This is a genomic window from Bifidobacterium intestinale, assembly GCF_023656765.1.
GTDB classification, from domain to species: Bacteria; Actinomycetota; Actinomycetes; order Actinomycetales; family Bifidobacteriaceae; genus Bifidobacterium; species Bifidobacterium hominis.
In genome coordinates this window covers 1-16,533 of the sequence record NZ_JAMOKR010000006.1, presented here as the reverse complement: position 1 = coordinate 16,533, position 16,533 = coordinate 1, and the positions used below count along the sequence as shown (strand labels likewise).

Below are 16,533 nucleotides of genomic sequence, written 5' to 3'. Positions count from 1 at the left end.
GCTATCGTGCGTTCCGCTGCAATCGGGCGCGGAACGCACGATAGCTATATGATCGCGGTCGTGGATTCACGTTCGACCAACTGATATCCGATGGTTGCGCGGCTCGGCGGCAGCACCGTGCCTGCATTATTGGAATTTCCGGCATTGCTGGAATTACCATTCACTTCGCCGCGTTCGATCCGTTCGACGATCATATCGACCGCGAATTTGGCAAGCTGGTCGAGATCCACTTGGATGGTGCTCAGCGAAGGGGTGGTGTAGGTTCCAGAAGTCACGCCGTCGAATCCGATCACCTTCACGTCTTGCGGCACATGGATGCCATAGTCGGCGAGGCCGCGAATCACGCCGAATGCGGCGAAATCATTGGCGCAGCACACTCCGTCGAACGCGATTGCGGGAATCTTGTCGGTCGTTTCGATCGATTTGCCCGTAATCTCGCCGCTTACATTGTTGAAATCGGCGGTTCCGGCCGTGCCTGTTTCGCGGTCTCCGGCACCCGCGCCGGCTCCGCAGTCCGCCCTTCGTGCCGCCATAATCCGTTCGGCGATCGCGTGCCCGGCGGTAATGCCGTCGTCGGAGCAACCGCCTTCGAACACCATGGTTTCGTCATATGGCAATCCTGCGTCCAGCAACGCCGCGCACGCCCCCCGAAGTCGCAGTGCGAACGCATTCTGCGCATGCGCTAACTCGGCGCGCGGCACGAACGTATGCCCGACAATCGCAATATTCCGGCATCCCTGGGCGATCAGATACTGCATCGCAGCGCGTTCGCCCTCCTCGTTGGGGAAATTCACGGCATCCACGGTTGGCGTTTCCTCGCATGCGTCGAGCAGTACGAGAGGGCGCCCGCCGTTGAGTTTGGCGAGCGGTAGATTCGTGCCCAATCCGGTGGCATGCAGAATCTCACCGTCGAAGAGCTGCCCGGAGAACGGATTGCTGGTCAGAGCGTGTTCGGCCGCGTCCGGTGAATATTGGGTTTGCTCAATGAATGGCGTGAGTCCGCGTGATGTGATCTCGTGGCTCAAAGCTTGCGTCAGTTTCGAATAGAACGGCGAATCGAATTCGTTGACGATGATGTGAATAATGTTGCTGCGACCTGATTTGAGCATGCTGGCTGTCAGATTGATGCGATAGTCGAGTTTTTTCGCTGCTGCCAATACTTTGGCTCGGGTCGATTCCTTGACGCCGGCTTTGCCGTGCAGTGCGTTCGATGCGGTCATGGGGGAGACTCCGGCCTGATTTGCCACGTCTCGCAACGTCGGTTTGCCGCTTGTCATGCGCCGCTCCTTACAGCCAAGTTTTTCTGTAACGATATTATATATGATGATTTTCTAGTAATCGTTGAAATTTCAAAGAATCACCAATATCTTATCATGATTGTGATTTCTGAAATATGCTATAAAATATGTAACGGTACATATCTGAAGTTTTCCAGGATGATGAAGTCGAACAAGTAAGTCAAGGATGACGTCAGATACTGTAAACGACACGCTTTTCTAACGTTGTACAAGGAGAAGGCAATGGCGATTACCGAGGATTTGCCAAAAGCATGGCGACCGCCAATGGGCTGGAACAGCTGGGATTCCTACGGCACCACCGTCACTGAAAGCGAAGTGCTTGCCAACGCACGATTCATGGCGGAACACCTGAAAGACGCCGGCTGGGATACGATCGTCGTCGACATCGACTGGTACGACCCGACCGCCCGCGCACACGGTTACAATGCCAATGCGCAGCTGATCCTCGACGAATACGGGCGTCAACTGCCCGACCCTGAACGATTCCCCAGCGCTGCAGACGGGCACGGTTTCGCACCGCTTGCCGAACAGATCCACGCCATGGGACTCAAATTTGGCGTACATATGATGCGAGGCATTCCGCGCTTGGCAGTCGACAACAATCTGCCGGTCAAAGGCACTCCATACACGGCGCAAGAGGTGGCGGACCTTAACCACGTGTGCAAGTGGAATCCAGACAATTATGGGCTGAACCATAACCACTCCGGAGCTCAAGCTTGGTATGACGAACAGCTCGACCTGTTCGCCTCATGGGGGCTTGACTTCCTCAAAGTCGACGACATGCAAACGCCATTCCACAGCGCGGAAATCGCCGCCTACCATAACGCCATCGCCAAAGCTGAAGCGAAATACGGTCGCAGCATCAGCCTGTCGCTCTCGCCGGGCGGTTGGGTGAGCACCGGCTACGCAGAATTTCTGCGAGACAGCGCACAAATGTGGCGTATCAGCGACGATTTATGGGATCGTTGGGAAGACATCTACCAGCAATTCCCGCGTCTTGCGAGGTGGGCGCCGTTCCAGACCACCGGTCATTGGGCTGACGCCGACATGCTGCCGTTGGGGCATATTGGATTGCGGGCCGAACGTGGAGACGATCGCCAAAGCCGCCTCACCGAAGATGAAAGCCGCACGTTGCTTGCCCTCTGGTGCATGGGACGCAGCCCACTTATGGTAGGCGGCGACCTGCCGACCAGTACCAGCGAAACCATTGAACTGCTCGCCAATCCGGCATTGCGCGAAGTCACCGCAGGATCCATCAACAATCACGAAACCGTGTACGAACGCATCTTCGAACGTTGGGATGACGAAAACTCCTACCTTGGGGATCTCGTGGTGTGGGCCGCCGATGCGGCCGACTGGGCGGATGGCACTCCTTCCGCGCATTCGGGCGGACATTATGCAGCCATCTTCTGGACCGGCGATCGCGACTACGAACTGCCGGCAACCATCGAACTGCAATCCATCGTCGGATTAAGCCAACGCAACGATCCGTGGACGATTACCAATCTGTTTGACGACGAAACCAACGCAACTGGCGAAACTGATGTAACCGGCGCACGTATCGAAGGTGAGGGCGAAGATCGAGTCATCCGCGGAACCATACCAGCGCATGGCGTGCTCTGGTTCGCACTCGACCCGTGCTGACGGCAACCAGCAGTCGCTATAAATCGCCATCAATCATCAAATTTCCAACAAAACTCAATAACAAACCACCAACCAAACACAAAAAGGAATGCCATGACCGACACCATCATCGCAACCCTCAACAAGGCAGGTGTGCGCAACATCAGCACCGACCTGTGGGGCATCTTCTACGAAGACATCAGCTACTCCGGCGACGGCGGACTCAACGCCGACCTCGTACAGAACGGCGCATTCGAATACAATCGCGCCGACTCCTCCGACTGGAGCAGCTACAGCTTCTGGCGCAAAATCGTGCCCGCCGGCTCCTTCGCAGCCTTCGACGTGCTCACCGACAATCCGGTAGCCGAAGAAAACCCGCACTATGCGTCCGTTGAAGTCGAACAGGCGCCGGCTTCGCTTGAAAATATCGGCTGGGACGGCATGATCTTCCGTGCCGGCGAAACCTACGATTTCTCCGCATGGATGCGTATTTCCAACAATTGCGAAGCTTCCGCACTTCCCGTCACCGTCGCTCTGATTGACGACGATGGAAATGCGATTGCAGAACAAGATATCACCGTCGATTCCAACGATTGGCGTAAGCAAGAGGTTTCGCTGACGGTTTCCGGTGAGAGCAATGCCATCGTTGTACATGAAGGCGCTTTGCGACTCACCTTCACCACGGAAGGTACCGTTGATCTTGATTTCGTTACCCTCGAACCACGCACCACCTACAACGGGCTCAAGCATTTCCGTCCCGACCTGGTCAAGGCGCTCGCCGACCTGCAGCCGCGCTTCATGCGCTTCCCGGGCGGCTGCATCACCCACGGTCTTGGCATGGATAACATGTACCACTGGGATCGCACCATCGGTGATGTTGAGCATCGGCCGCACAATTTCAACCTGTGGGGATATCACCAGTCGTTCCGTATCGGCTACTACGAGTATTTGTGCCTGTGCGAAACCATTGGCGCGAAGCCGCTACCGGTGCTGCCCGCTGCCGTGAGCTGCCAGAACACCAGCCAAGGTCCGGTGCCGATCGCGCAGAAAGACATGCCGGCATACATCGATGAAGTGCTGCATTTGGTCGAATTCTGCAATGGCGACGCCGCAACCACCGAATGGGGTGCCAAGCGTGCCGCCATGGGTCATCCGGAACCGTTCAACCTTGAATATTTGGGCATTGGCAACGAAGATCTTATCGATGACGTGTTCAAGAACCGCTTCCAGCAGATCTTCGACGAGGTCAAGGCCGCCTACCCGGATATTGTTGTGGTTGGCACGGTCGGTCCGGCTCCGAGTGGCCCCGACTATGAGGCTGGTTGGCAGTATGCACGTGAAGCCGGTATTCCCATTGTTGACGAGCATTCCTACCAGTCTTCCAGCTGGTGGTTCCACAATCTCGACCACTACGACACCACGGATCGTGAAGGCCCGAAGGTGTACTTGGGCGAGTATGGCTCATGGAACACACAGCTGATCAACGGTCTTTCTGAAGCGGCGTTCATGGGTCGCATGGAATTGAACGGCGATGCAGTGGTTATGTCTTCGTATGCGCCGCTGTTTGCCAAGAACGGGCATCACAGCTGGAATCCTGATCTGATCTACTTCGACAACGAACGTACCTACCTGCCGTACAGCTACTGGGTGCAGCAGATGTATGCCACCACCACGTCCGATACCGCATGGCCGGTTGCAGTGGAAGGCGAGACCACGCTGCGTCGCGAACTGCCGTCGACGGTCGGCTTGCGTTTGGAAGGCGCTGCTCACGCCGACATCACCGACTTCAGCGTCGACACTGCTGATGGTCGCCATATTGAGCTTGAAGACTGCCATTACGCGGGCAACGGTCCGAAAGCCACGAATCTGAACATCGACGCCGACGCCTACACCATCAACGCCACCATCACCTATTATCAGGGTCGTTGGGGTCTGCAGCTGGTGCACGGCGACATCAACGGCAAGAACCACAACATCACGTCGCTCGGCCGTGCCTTCGAAATCAAGGTGGTGCGCGACGGCACCGCCTACAATCTCGACGGCACCGAATGGTCCATGGACGAAGTGTTCCCCGGAACCGTGTGGCAGGTGCGCATCGAAGTGACCGATCGTGGCGAAAGCATGAAGCTGTATATCGATGGAGAGCTTGTTGCGCAAGGTGTTGAAGAGCCGGAAGAGCCTCGTCGTACCGTCACTGTGGCTCGTAACGATGCCGAGGGAGTCACTTACGTGCGTATCGTCAACGCGCTCGATGCCGAAGCTGAAGTGGATGTGACTCAGGTGCTTGACGAGCTTGGTGTTTCCGCGGAATCCCGCGCTTCGGCAACTGCCACTGTGCTTGCCGGAGCCGACCCGTACGCTGGTGAAATCGGCAAGTCCTCACCAACCGTTCCAGTCGAAACCTCGCTCGACCTGACCAGCGGCACCTACACCGCCCCCGCCTGGTCCTTCACCACCCTCACCCTCCATGACTAATCGCGGAAAGCGTTTCAGCGCTACATCGCAAAACATATAGAGGTGCGTTGGTTAATCCCACTGCCATCGATGAATAACGCGGCTTCCGAAGCAAGACTGCCATCGAGCGTAGGCTGGAGGCATGAGCAAACACCATCGTGACCGCAGCTGGGCGCCAGCACCGCAACCACTTCCCGAGAACGCGCACGTCATCGACAACCACACGCATGTGGCGTCCGTCGTGCCGTTCTCGCGGGCCATGAGCCATGAAGCCCAAGAAAAAGGCCAACCGGAAGTCCCCGTATACAGCGTCGACGAACTGCTGAACCAAGCGCAACAAGTCGGCGTCGAAGGCGTCATCGACTGCGGATGTGAACTACCGAACCTCATGACCGCCATCGACATGGCACGTGAACACCCCCGAACCGTGCATGCGGCCATCGCCATACATCCCAACGAATCCGTGCTCCACGGTCATCGCGGAGTGCCCGGACCAGACGGCCTTCCGCTCAAATACAAACCCTGGCACGACACCAACTTCGAAGACGCCATGGCCGAAGTGCACCGTCTTGCCGTCACCTACCCCAATCAGGTTGTGGCCATAGGCGAAACCGGCATGGATCTCTTCCGCACCGGCGAAGCCGCCAAAGAACTCCAGCGGGAAGCTTTCCGCGCGCACATCGCGCTCGCCAAGGAACTCAATCTGCCTATGCAGATCCATGACCGTGACTCGCATAAGGAAGTCATCGAAACGTTGCTGGCGGACGGCGCTCCCGAACGGACCGTGTTCCACAGCTATTCCGGTGATGCCGAAATGGGTGAGATAGCGCGCGAAAACGGTTGGTATCTCAGTCTTTCGGGCACATCCAGCTATAAGGGCAACGATGGTATCCGCGAGTCGGCACGCATTGTCGGGCTCAGTCATGTCATGGTTGAAACCGATGCCCCCTACCTAAGTCCGATGCCGTATCGTGGCCGCACCAACGCGCCGTACATGATCCCCTACACCCTGCAGTCGTTGGCGAATTATCTCGATAAACCGCTGACGGAAGTCGCGCAGGCAACACGAAAGACTACGCGCGAAGTGTACGGAATCTGAACAAATTCCGAAAATCGGCAAAGCGGAAACGATTTGTCCGAAAATGAGAGAGAATAAGAGAAAAACAAAAGGGAAAAAACCCACAGGAAGTCTACTTCTTTCGAGATCAAGAATCGCAAGAAACAATGTGAAGATTTGACAAGACTTCGTACGGCTCCTAACGTGCCTTTTTGCGTTTATTTTGGGGAGTGGGTTGGAAGGCCCGCCACTTGGAGGTAGCGTTATGGCTAACGAGCCTAACGAGGATGAGCCGCTGTTTCACGCAGCCACATACACGCAGGCGCCGAAGGTTTCGCACAAGGTGCTGACCAAGGAAGAGCGACAGGAGCTGATCAAGCAGCACGAGGAGAAGCAGCAGGAGGCCGCCAAACTTGACCAGGTGGCCAGCAAAGGTCCCATCGGCCGCTGGTGGAGCCGTCTGCAATCCGGGCCAAACAAAATCACGCCTGCCATGGCGATCGTGGCGTTGGGCGTGGTATATGGCGATATCGGCACCTCGCCGCTGTACACCATGCAGACGTTCCTCAACGGGCAGGGCGGACTCGCGCACGCTGACCACGAGGCCGTGCTCGGCGTGCTTTCGTTGGTGTTCTGGTCAATCACACTCATCACCACTGTCAAATACGTGCTGATTGCCATGCGCATCGACAACAAGGGCGAAGGCGGCATTTTCGCGCTGTACTCGTTGATTCGCAAGTACGGTGCATGGCTTGCGATTCCCGCCATGCTCGGCGGTGCCGCGTTCCTCGCCGATTCCGTGCTCACCCCAGCCGTGTCCATCAGCTCGGCAGTGGAAGGCTTGGAAACACTACCGGCTTTTGAAAAACTTTTTACCGAAAACAAGCAGCTGACCCTGATGATCACCGCGGCCATCATTCTGATACTGTTCTCTGCGCAGTCGCGTGGCACTGAGCGTATCGGCAAGGTGTTCGGTTCGGTCGTGCTTGTATGGTTCTCGTTCCTAGCGGTTGTCGGCTTGGCGAACCTCAGCCAGTATTGGGGCGTGTTCGCGGCGCTCAACCCCTTGTACGGTGTCAGATTCCTGTTCAGCAGCCATAATGCCGCTGGTCTTGCCATCATGGGTACGGTGTTCCTGTCAACCACCGGTGCCGAAGCGCTTTATTCCGACATGGGTCACGTTGGCCGTGGCAACATCTATTTCACGTGGCCGTTCATCAAAATCGCGCTTGTGCTCTGTTATTTCGGCCAAGGCGCATGGATGCTCAATCATTGGGATGATTCGGCTTATGCCCGCACGCACGGTTTGAACCCGTTCTTCGAAATGATGACGCCCAGCGTGCGTTACGTGGCCGTCGTGCTTTCCGTGCTCGCAGGCGTTATCGCCTCGCAGGCATTGATCACCGGCGCGTTCACGATGGTGTCTGAAGCCACCCATCTGAACTGGATGCCGCATCTTCAGGTCCGTTACCCGGCCCGTACCCGCGGCCAGCTGTACATTCCTGTGGTCAATGTGGTGCTTTGCGTTTCCACGCTGTTGGTTTTGGCGCTATTCCGTGATTCCGAGCATATTTCCGCGGCGTATGGCCTGGCGTTGACCATCACCATGATCACCACCACCATTCTGCTTGCCGTCTACATCTGGCATTCAGGGCGTCGTATCGGAGCGGTCGTATTCACCGTGCTGTTCCTTGCGATTCAGTTCATGTTCTTCTTCGCTTCCATGGCGAAGTTCCTGCATGGTGGCTGGTTCACAATGCTACTTACCTTCGCGATTCTGCTGGTCATGTATACGTGGAACGAAGGCACGAAGCTGGAACGTGCGCAGCGTCGTCATATGCAGCCCGCCGAGTGCCTGCCGGTGCTGGAGCGACTGCATGATGACGATACGATTCCGTATTTTGCCGACAATATCGTTTACCTCACGTCGGATCCGGAGATGAAGCGTATCGATACTGATATCTTCTTCTCGATTTTCGCCGACCATCCAAAACGTGCCCGCGCTTGGTGGGCGGTTTCCGTCGAGACCGCTGATGAGCCGTTCACTCGCGAGTATTCGGTTGAGAATTTCGGCACGGATTACATGTTCCGTGTTCGCATTCGGCTTGGTTTCAAGGTTTCTCAGTCGATTCCGGCTTACATTCACCAGATCATGAACGATTTGTCGAAGTCGGGAGATCTGCCGAAGCAGGAAAGCCGTTATCCGAAGCTTGATGCTGATCCGAATATCGGTCCGATTCGATATGTGCTGATTCACAAGGCGCTTATGCCTGAGTCGAAGGTATCGCAGCGTGGCGCGATTTCTTTGGAAATCAAGTATGCGATCCGTCGTCTTGCGGGATCTCCGGTCAAATGGTTCGGCCTTGCGCCTTACAATCCGCTGATTGAGATACAGCCGCTGTTCCTCGCGACTCAGCGTCCTCCGCGGCTAAAGCGTGTGTGAAACAAGCCGTGAAACGGGCTGCACGATGATGGTGATCGCATCTGCCATCGTCGCGCAGCCCGTTTTCGTAGGGACATTTTGTAGGTTTTGCACGGTCTTATCGCGAAGAATCGTTGGAATCCCGCGGTTTTTTGCACGCTATAAGCAATGTCGATAGCCATATGCGCGCGTTGCAGCACAAGCCCTGTAGAGTAATCAACCATGTGCAGATTACTTGGATTCGCGGCAGCCGGAAGCAACACCAGTCTCAATGGTGTGCTCGGCATGCAGACCGTACGCGATTTCCGTGATCTGAGCGAAATCCACAACGATGGCTGGGGCTCCGCGCTGGTCACCGTGCCGAGCGAGTCGCCGTACTTGCGTGACGGTGGCGCTCCCACTCCGGAAACCGGCACCACCATCTACAAGAACACGGTCGCGGCCCGCCATGATCCGATTTTCGACGAGCTCGCCAACGCTCCGGCCCGTGGAGGCCTGTGGCACCTACGTTTGGCCAGCTCGAACCTGCCGCTGATTCTCGAAAACCAGCAGCCGTTCTACGCCAACGGATTGAGCTTCATCCACAATGGCGATATTTCCGACGATCAGGGTCGCAACATCATCACCAACCGTGCATTCCCAGTCGATCCGAATATCGTGCAGTCCACCGGCGGCCGTTCCGATTCCGCCATTTTCTTCGCAGTGATTCTGCAGTACATCGGTTTTGGTTTCGCGCTCGACGAGGCGGTCGCGCAGGCTGTGCGCGAACTGCGCAAAAGCTATCCGAAATCTAGCTACAACTGCATGATTCAGAGCCAAGACCAGTTCATCGCTCTGTGCGCGGCCGGTCGTGAGGTCACGTCCAAGCGCATTGTGGAAATCTACGACCAGTACGGACGTGGCGACCAGGCGCATGACTATCGTGTGATGCGCTATCGTGCGCTTGGTGAATCCGAAGCGGATCAGGCTGCAGGCCAGCCGAAGGGCGTGGTTGTGGCCAGCTCCGGTTTCGATCAGCGTGCCGAAGATGGCTGGACTCGTTTGGAAAACGATCGGATGATCGTCGCTTCTAACCGTACCGGCGCATTTCGCGTGCGTTCTATCTGAAATTCGTAAGCTGGAATCCGTACTTGGGAATTTTCGACCGTAATTTTCGACTGTAATTTTCATCTGGGATTTCCGGACATTTTTTCGACCGGATTCAGCATGCGGCAATCGTCATACAGCGCCTAAGATAGGCGGTATGACAACCGGATATATTCCTACACTCGCCCAAGTTGACGAACTGCATCGAAAAATCGCGCAATCGCAAGCCGCATACGATTTGATTCACGGACATTGCGTAGTCGTTGCCGACATCGCACGTCGCATGGCACGCAGGCAGAACGCACTTTTCACCCGTCGCTGCACGCTACCGGACGATGCCCCCGAAAAAGTGGGCGATTTCGGCCTTAGGCTTACGCAAGATGGCAATGGAGACGAATCGTTCGGCATGCTTCGCATTCCTTCCATTCCATCATCGGACGGGCTTACGGGCGGAACCGTTCCGCCAAGGCTGATCGACGAGCATCTGGTGGTGATCGGTGGTCTGCTGCATGATATCGGCACGTATTTTTTGCTCAAACAAGATGGTTCCGACGGTGGGCCGCTGAAATTCGACGGTCCGAATTACGTGCGGCATGGGCTTAAAGGCTACGAATATTTGTTGAATGAGGGTGTTGACGAGTCCATCGCGCAGTTCGCGCGCAACCACACCGGTGTGGGACTCACCAAAGAAGCGGTGGAATCGCAAGGATTGCCGCTGCCTCCGGCCGACTATGTGCCCATGAATCTTGAGCAGGAAGTGGTGATGGTGGCCGACAAGTACAACAGCAAGTCGATTCCGCCGAAGTTCCTGACGGCCGAAGCCTATGCGCGCAAAGCGGCCCGTTTCGGCGAAAGCAACAGGCGCGAATGGCTGCGGCTGCTCGAACGATACGGTGTGCTTGACGTCACGCCACTCGCCGAGCAGTACCACATGCGTATCGCGGAGTAGGGCAGACCGCTTTCAGAACACGTAAGCCCTTTGGGATTTGGCTAAAACCAGAATTCCAAAGGGCTTACCTATGGGCGCGCGAAAGAGTCTATGTTCGCGCGCCCGTTGCACTAGGCGGCTAGTCAAGTTCCACGCTGTGCTCCATCGCATCGGCGACCTCCGGATTGGTGGTCACCACGATGATGGCGCGCTTGCGATCGGCATCGCGCTTGAACTTCTTCAACAGATCCAACACCACGGCCGCATCATCGGCATTCAATCCAGCGGTCGGCTCGTCGGCGATAATCACCTCAGCCTCGCAGCTTAGCGCACGAGCGATGGCCACGCGACGCTGGTTCAGTTCGCTTACTTCGCCGACTGCCAGGCCGGACGTCACCTCGTCGAAGCCTACGCGCTTGAGCAGTTCGCGGGCGATCACAGGCTTCGGCTTGAGGAAGTTGCGGTTTGATGCATCCATGGCGTAGAGCACATTGCCTTCCGCGTCGAGATCGGGGCGGAAAGCGAAACGTTGCGGAATGAATCCGATGCGGTGTCCCAGCACTTCGACCGGTTCGGTGTCGCTCAGGTTGGCGCTTTTGTGCATCACATTGCCGCGGTCCGTGCGCACCATGCCGACCATGGTGGCCAGCAATGCCTGATGCTGTTCGCAATCCTCCGCGTCCACAAGCACCGCATGCGTGGAGCCTGCATGGAACGACAACGACAGGTCGTCAAGAATATTGCGGCCGGTCTTGCGATTGGTCACGGTCACATGATCGAGCGCGAATGTCGGATTCGTTTTGAAGAAGAACGCATCCTTTTTGCGATTGCGCTTGATTTCGTTGTCAAGCTGTGACGAAACGCTGGTCACGGAATCGGCTTTCACCGTTTCATGCGATTCCAGTACGGTCGGTTCGTCGGAAGAGCGCAAAGCGAGCGTTTCCTTCACTTGATTCGCGTTACCCGCCACCACGTCCGAATCGTCATCCTCGGTATCCGCAACGTCATTTGCAGCGTCGGCGGTTTCGTCGGCATCTGCAGTATTGTTGCCTGCAGCCGCTGCAGTGTCGCCGTCGTTTGCATCGTCGGAAGTCGCAGCATCGTCATTCGCCGCAATTTCGATATCTGCATTGTCATCGTCGTACATCACCGTAAAATCGATAGATTCAATGGAATCTGCGGAAGATGCGTCATCTGCAATATCGCCGATCGCAGTATCATCGACGGTCTCGCCTGCCTCGGCTTCAGCGGTCTCGTCAACCACGGTCTCGTCGATGTTTTCGTTCTTATCGTTCATATTGTCGCTCATGCCGTCACCTCCGAGCGTTCCTCAAACAGTTGGTTCAAGTTGAAGCAGGCCACGCGCACGAACGCCACGATGCCAAGCGCCAGGCATGCGCCCAAGCCGCACCAGATCACATTCCACACTGAAGCGGACGTGATCGCCACAGTCTGCCCGCCGGCCCACGCGGTGCCGATCGGCTTCGCCAATAGCGCGCCGGCAACCAAACCGATGATCAAACCCGGAACCGTCATCATGAACGTTTCCAGCATGAACTGCCATCCCAAACGGCCCTTGGTCACGCCGGTGATCATCGCCATGCCGATCTCGTCGCGCCGACCGCCGACTGCCGCCCACACAATCAATGCCAGCAACGCGATTCCGCCGACGATCGTCACGGCCAACAGCACGATGCGCGCGGCCGAAGCGGCGGAATCAAGCGGCTCAATCGACTTCTTATAGGCGGTAAGCGACGGCGAGGTGATCTCGTATGTCTTCGTGTCCAACTTGGCCTTCTTCACCGCGCGCACGAACTTGTTGTACGTGGAAGGATTCGCCAGCGAGAACACGATATTGAGATTCGGAACGCCCCATCCTGTGGCCTCCGTCGTGTCAAGCCCGTTCTTGGCGAAGTTGAGATACGTCGTGTAGATCACGTTTTCACGATTGTCCTTCGCGTATTTTGCGTCGGAACCGTTGCCCTCAGGCACGTCGCTGTCATATTCGTAAATGCCGCGCACGGTGAATGTGTACGTTTCGGAAGCCTTCGACGGATTGCCGACCGTCACCTTGTCGCCTACCTTGAGATTGTTCTTATCGGCTAGCGCCTGCGAAATGAGTACGCCGTCGCTCTGCGTCTTATAGCTCAGATGCTTGCCCTTGACCACTTTGTAGTATCCGTAATCGTTGATTTTCGTGGCGTCCAACGTGTAGAACGCTTGCAGGGTCAGGTTGCCGCCGGTCTTGTCTTCGCTGGTATCGTTTTTCGCGGCGATCGCCTGCAACGACTTGCTTTCGCGCACCGGCACTGACGTTGCCAACGTGTAATTGAAGGTCACGCTGCTGTTCTGTGCGACCGTTGCGTACGTGCCGTACTTTTCCCACGTCAAGTATTTGTCGGTATAGCTGGAATCGGCGCCGTCGCGCTTGGCTTTGGTTTGCGCGGTCGGCCGAATTACCGCAGTGGCTTTCTGCGACTGGTATGTTTCATTATTGGCGGTGTCGTTTGCTCGTATGACTGCCAGATCCACGGCAGCCGAGAAAGACACCAGTAGTGCGAGTAGGGCGAGCAGCGCGGTGCGCCATTTGACGCGGCCGAGCGCCGCCCATGCGTTCTTGAGAACGAACATGCGGTACTTCTCCAGTTCTCTGTTATTGCGCGCCGGCGCATGCCGACGTCAGCGTTAGCCGGGACGCGCGCTCCGCAGCAAGGCAGGCCCGTAGCGCATGGTGCGTCCCGTGAAATCATCTTGGGCTTCCAACGTGATTGTTTTCTTGCGCAACACTGTTATACCCCTGCATGAAGTCTGAATGATTCCTGAAAAGTGATTCCAGAGAATAAGCGTTGAGCATGGTTGCGGCACTCGCTACGATGGAATCGATGACTTCCGAACAGATTACGAATACCGGTTCCGTGTCGGGCGATTGTGGCTCGGCTCAGGCTCGTGCGCGAACTCATGTGCAGGCTTATGTGCAGACTCAGGCTCGGCAGAATGGCTCGTCCAAGGATGGTTCGGCTACGAATGGTCCAGCCAGGAATGATTCGGCCAAGGGCGGTCCGTCCGGGCGGAAACATGGCCTGCAGCGGTGCCACGCGATGCTGCATCCGGCGTCGCTCCGCGCGTTATTGCCGTGGCTTACGTCGATTATCGGCATCGCGTCCGCGTTATGCTTGGTGATTGCATGGTTCCCCTCCACGGTGTGGAATACGCCGATTGCCAGCAGCGATGCCCCCGCGCATTACTATTTCATTCGCCGCCTGCTTGACGAAGGTTTGGGGGCGGCATTGCATTTGTGGCCTCATAATTCGTTTTATCCGCCGTTATTCCACATTTGCGCTTATTTCGTGATCAAAATCGCGGCACTGTTCGGCGTGCAATGTTCGATTTACGCGGCATTCAATATCACGTGGATCATCGCTTCGGGCGTGATTTTTCCTTCCGGAATGTTGGTATTGTGCAGGTATTTTCTACAACGTTGGAATCGCGGCAATCGAATTTCCAATCGAATTTCACGTATTTCGCAAGCATCGCCTACGTCTGAATCGTCGTCCGTATCTGAATCGTCGAATGTTTCAAACCAGCATGCATCGTCAGCTGTAAATCGGCAATATAACGCCACTCTCGACGTTACTTTCGTTCTGCAGAATCTGCTTGGACTGTTCGTGCCGGTGCTTGCCGTCAGCTCGGTGTGCCACCCGTACGGACTGCTGAATGCCGGCCCGCTGATCGCATTCGGTTTCGCCACTTCGCTGCTGCCGTTCCTTATCGCTGCCACGTTGCGCTTGTTCGATGAGATCGCCGCACGCGAGCATATAGCAAAATGGCTTGCGATCACTGCTGTCGCAGGCGTGGTTTGCTTGGTTGCGCACCCGCGTATTGCATTCACGTACGCTCTGATTTTGGTGCCTTTCATTGTGTTGCGTTTGCCGTGGAAGCTGATTCTTGGCGCGTTTATCGCCATGTGTGTCGGCGCGGTGGCGTTTGTGGCTCTGATGCTCACGTCGTTCAAATCGGATCGTTGGGCGAATCCCGCTTCCTGGTTCCACAGTCATCAGCCGTCCAAGAATTTGTGGGAGTCGATTTCGTTCTGTTTCGCGGATGGTCTTGACGGTTTTCCTGCGATTCTGTTCGCATTATTGCTGATTGCGGGAACCGTTGCCGCTTTTGTTTGCGCCTCCCGCCGCACTGTTGTGCGCTTTTCGGATTCGCTTTCGGTTGCTGTTTCCACTGTGGCTCCCGCTTTTTCCGCTGATGCTGATGCTTTGGCTTCCGATACTGCGGTTTCCGTTCCTGCTGTTTCCCCGGTTCCCACTTCCGGTCTGCCGGCTGTTTCGTGTTCCGATGCTGCTGACGTCTCCTTATTCGAATCGTCCGAACCATCTCGACCTCGCCGCAACGATCGCCTGCGTGACGTGATCGCGTTGATGGCCGCATTTCTGCTGGTCACGCTGGTTTATGTGTGCACGGTCACGTTGGTTGGCGCGCTGCCGAATATCATCAGCGCTCCTTGGTATCGCGATGAAAACCGTATTGTGACCATGCTTCCGCTGGTTGCGTTGCCGTTGCTTGTCATTGGCGTCAACGCGTTTTCCGAATGCGTTTCCGCGTGCGCCGCATCCGCTTCTTTCGCCCCTTCTGTATCTTCCTTCTCCGCGAAGAATAATGCTTCTTCCTCTTCTTTCGTTCCTTCTCTTTCTTCCGGGCCTGCTGTTTCTTCCGTGAAGAGTGTTTCTTTCGCTTCTAATTGGACCGGCCCAATCGCCGCATTCCTCGCAATTGCGATACTTGCGGTTTCTGCGCAGATCGTATGTCCGTCTCGCACTGCAGTTCGTGACGCGATCATCGCGCATTCCAGCCTGGATCAAAGCGACCCCAACGAGCAGCTCACCGAGCAGAAGATCATTGTGCTGCGCAAGGTCACGGAACGTACTGGCACTCAGGCCACCATCATTTCCGATCCGCTGAACGGTTCGATGTATGCGGAGACGCTGTTCAACGCGAACATGCTGTATCCGATCATCAATGCGCGCACCGATGTGTCATCCGCTCCGTTCGGCAAAGTGGAGACCGCGTTTGCTTCCGGCGATGTGCAGCAGGTGCTTGGCACGGTATGTCCGCTGACCGACGCTCCGAAGTACTTTCTTACGATGGGCGACCAAGCGCAAAGCTTGCAGTCGTTCCCGTATCGCGCCCAATACGATTCCTTCCATAATGAGGAATTGATTGATGCGTATGTGGATGACGGCACGTTGGTGAAGGTTGCCGATTATTCGCAGTATGGCCAGGGCTGGGCTCTCTACCGTTTCGGATGCGCCGATTAATCGATTTTTGGCTGCGCTGCCTTGTTCTGCCGTCGCCTGCGCGCGCATATGTGAGACCGCACTTTCGATCAGTTGAGATCTGAATTTGTTCAGATTAACGATCTGGGTGCGGTTCTTTTTATTGCTTCCTTTCTTCCTCTGCTTGCTTCTTCTCTTTTCCATCTCGGCTGATGTGTGGATGGCTGGTTGCGGAGTTGGTTGCAGATGTGGTGTCGTGTTGCCGACACGCCCGGATGTTGGCTTGCGGTGGGGTGTTTTGAGGTTTTTCCGACGGTCTTTTGCCGCGCGATGGTGTTCCTTGCCCGCTTTTCCCGCGTTTTCGACACGCCGGTGGAGTCCAG

11 protein-coding genes are annotated in these 16,533 nt (G+C 56.2%); 7 read left to right on the top strand and 4 right to left on the bottom strand.

Features of this window, described 5'->3' with window-relative positions:
* Nucleotides 1-44: 44 nt before the first annotated feature.
* The gene (locus NBH13_RS08140) at nt 45-1,277 is read right to left on the bottom strand and encodes a LacI family DNA-binding transcriptional regulator (protein ID WP_250779536.1); all 1,233 of its coding nucleotides are present in this window, start codon (nt 1,275-1,277) and stop codon (nt 45-47) included.
* A 285-nt stretch (nt 1,278-1,562) separates the two neighbouring features.
* On the opposite strand from NBH13_RS08140, the gene NBH13_RS08135 reads away from it, so the two are divergent.
* From NBH13_RS08135 to NBH13_RS08110, 6 genes are all read left to right on the top strand, one after another.
* The gene (locus NBH13_RS08135; protein ID WP_333939304.1) at nt 1,563-2,942 is read left to right on the top strand and encodes a glycoside hydrolase family 27 protein; all 1,380 of its coding nucleotides are present in this window, start codon (nt 1,563-1,565) and stop codon (nt 2,940-2,942) included.
* A 93-nt stretch (nt 2,943-3,035) separates the two neighbouring features.
* Nucleotides 3,036-5,396, top strand: coding sequence for an alpha-L-arabinofuranosidase family protein (locus NBH13_RS08130; RefSeq protein WP_250779534.1), 2,361 nt, complete (start codon nt 3,036-3,038; stop codon nt 5,394-5,396).
* A 121-nt stretch (nt 5,397-5,517) separates the two neighbouring features.
* Nucleotides 5,518-6,474 carry a TatD family hydrolase gene (locus NBH13_RS08125; protein ID WP_144171099.1) on the top strand — a complete coding sequence of 319 codons (957 nt, stop codon included), beginning with the start codon at nt 5,518-5,520 and terminating at the stop codon, nt 6,472-6,474.
* Between the two features lie 223 nt (nt 6,475-6,697).
* Nucleotides 6,698-8,875 carry a KUP/HAK/KT family potassium transporter gene (locus NBH13_RS08120; RefSeq protein ID WP_144171101.1) on the top strand — a complete coding sequence of 726 codons (2,178 nt, stop codon included), beginning with the start codon at nt 6,698-6,700 and terminating at the stop codon, nt 8,873-8,875.
* A 201-nt stretch (nt 8,876-9,076) separates the two neighbouring features.
* Nucleotides 9,077-9,961, top strand: coding sequence for a class II glutamine amidotransferase (locus tag NBH13_RS08115; protein WP_250779533.1), 885 nt, complete (start codon nt 9,077-9,079; stop codon nt 9,959-9,961).
* Between the two features lie 136 nt (nt 9,962-10,097).
* Nucleotides 10,098-10,889, top strand: a complete 792-nt coding sequence (locus tag NBH13_RS08110; RefSeq protein WP_099571522.1) for an HD domain-containing protein — start codon at nt 10,098-10,100, stop codon at nt 10,887-10,889.
* Between the two features lie 118 nt (nt 10,890-11,007).
* Here NBH13_RS08110 and NBH13_RS08105 read toward each other — a convergent pair whose 3' ends face one another.
* The gene (locus NBH13_RS08105; RefSeq protein ID WP_250779532.1) at nt 11,008-12,177 is read right to left on the bottom strand and encodes an ATP-binding cassette domain-containing protein; all 1,170 of its coding nucleotides are present in this window, start codon (nt 12,175-12,177) and stop codon (nt 11,008-11,010) included.
* Nucleotides 12,174-13,499 (bottom strand): ABC transporter permease, encoded by a 1,326-nt coding sequence (locus NBH13_RS08100; RefSeq protein ID WP_250779531.1) that lies wholly within the window; start codon nt 13,497-13,499, stop codon nt 12,174-12,176. The genes NBH13_RS08105 and NBH13_RS08100 overlap by 4 nt, the downstream gene beginning before the upstream one ends.
* Before the next feature lie 251 nt (nt 13,500-13,750).
* Here NBH13_RS08100 and NBH13_RS08095 point away from each other — a divergent pair, with 251 nt between their 5' ends.
* Nucleotides 13,751-16,192, top strand: coding sequence for a DUF6541 family protein (locus NBH13_RS08095; RefSeq protein ID WP_250779530.1), 2,442 nt, complete (start codon nt 13,751-13,753; stop codon nt 16,190-16,192).
* An 89-nt stretch (nt 16,193-16,281) separates the two neighbouring features.
* On the opposite strand, the gene NBH13_RS08090 is transcribed toward NBH13_RS08095, so the two are convergent.
* The coding region (locus tag NBH13_RS08090; protein ID WP_250779529.1) for a hypothetical protein at nt 16,282-16,533 on the bottom strand (252 nt) is incomplete at its 5' end.

Excerpts from the sequence above, each read along its gene's own strand:
- NBH13_RS08125 (WP_144171099.1), top strand. The coding sequence starts at position 5,518 with ATGAGCAAACACCATCGTGACCGCAGCTGGGCGCCAGCACCGCAACCA.
- NBH13_RS08135 (WP_333939304.1), top strand. The coding sequence starts at position 1,563 with ATGGGCTGGAACAGCTGGGATTCCTACGGCACCACCGTCACTGAAAGC.
- NBH13_RS08100 (WP_250779531.1), bottom strand. The coding sequence starts at position 13,499 with ATGTTCGTTCTCAAGAACGCATGGGCGGCGCTCGGCCGCGTCAAATGG.
- NBH13_RS08130 (WP_250779534.1), top strand. The coding sequence starts at position 3,036 with ATGACCGACACCATCATCGCAACCCTCAACAAGGCAGGTGTGCGCAAC.
- NBH13_RS08115 (WP_250779533.1), top strand. The coding sequence starts at position 9,077 with ATGTGCAGATTACTTGGATTCGCGGCAGCCGGAAGCAACACCAGTCTC.
- NBH13_RS08095 (WP_250779530.1), top strand. The coding sequence starts at position 13,751 with ATGACTTCCGAACAGATTACGAATACCGGTTCCGTGTCGGGCGATTGT.
- NBH13_RS08105 (WP_250779532.1), bottom strand. The coding sequence starts at position 12,177 with ATGAGCGACAATATGAACGATAAGAACGAAAACATCGACGAGACCGTG.
- NBH13_RS08110 (WP_099571522.1), top strand. The coding sequence starts at position 10,098 with ATGACAACCGGATATATTCCTACACTCGCCCAAGTTGACGAACTGCAT.
- NBH13_RS08140 (WP_250779536.1), bottom strand. The coding sequence starts at position 1,277 with ATGACAAGCGGCAAACCGACGTTGCGAGACGTGGCAAATCAGGCCGGA.
- NBH13_RS08120 (WP_144171101.1), top strand. The coding sequence starts at position 6,698 with ATGGCTAACGAGCCTAACGAGGATGAGCCGCTGTTTCACGCAGCCACA.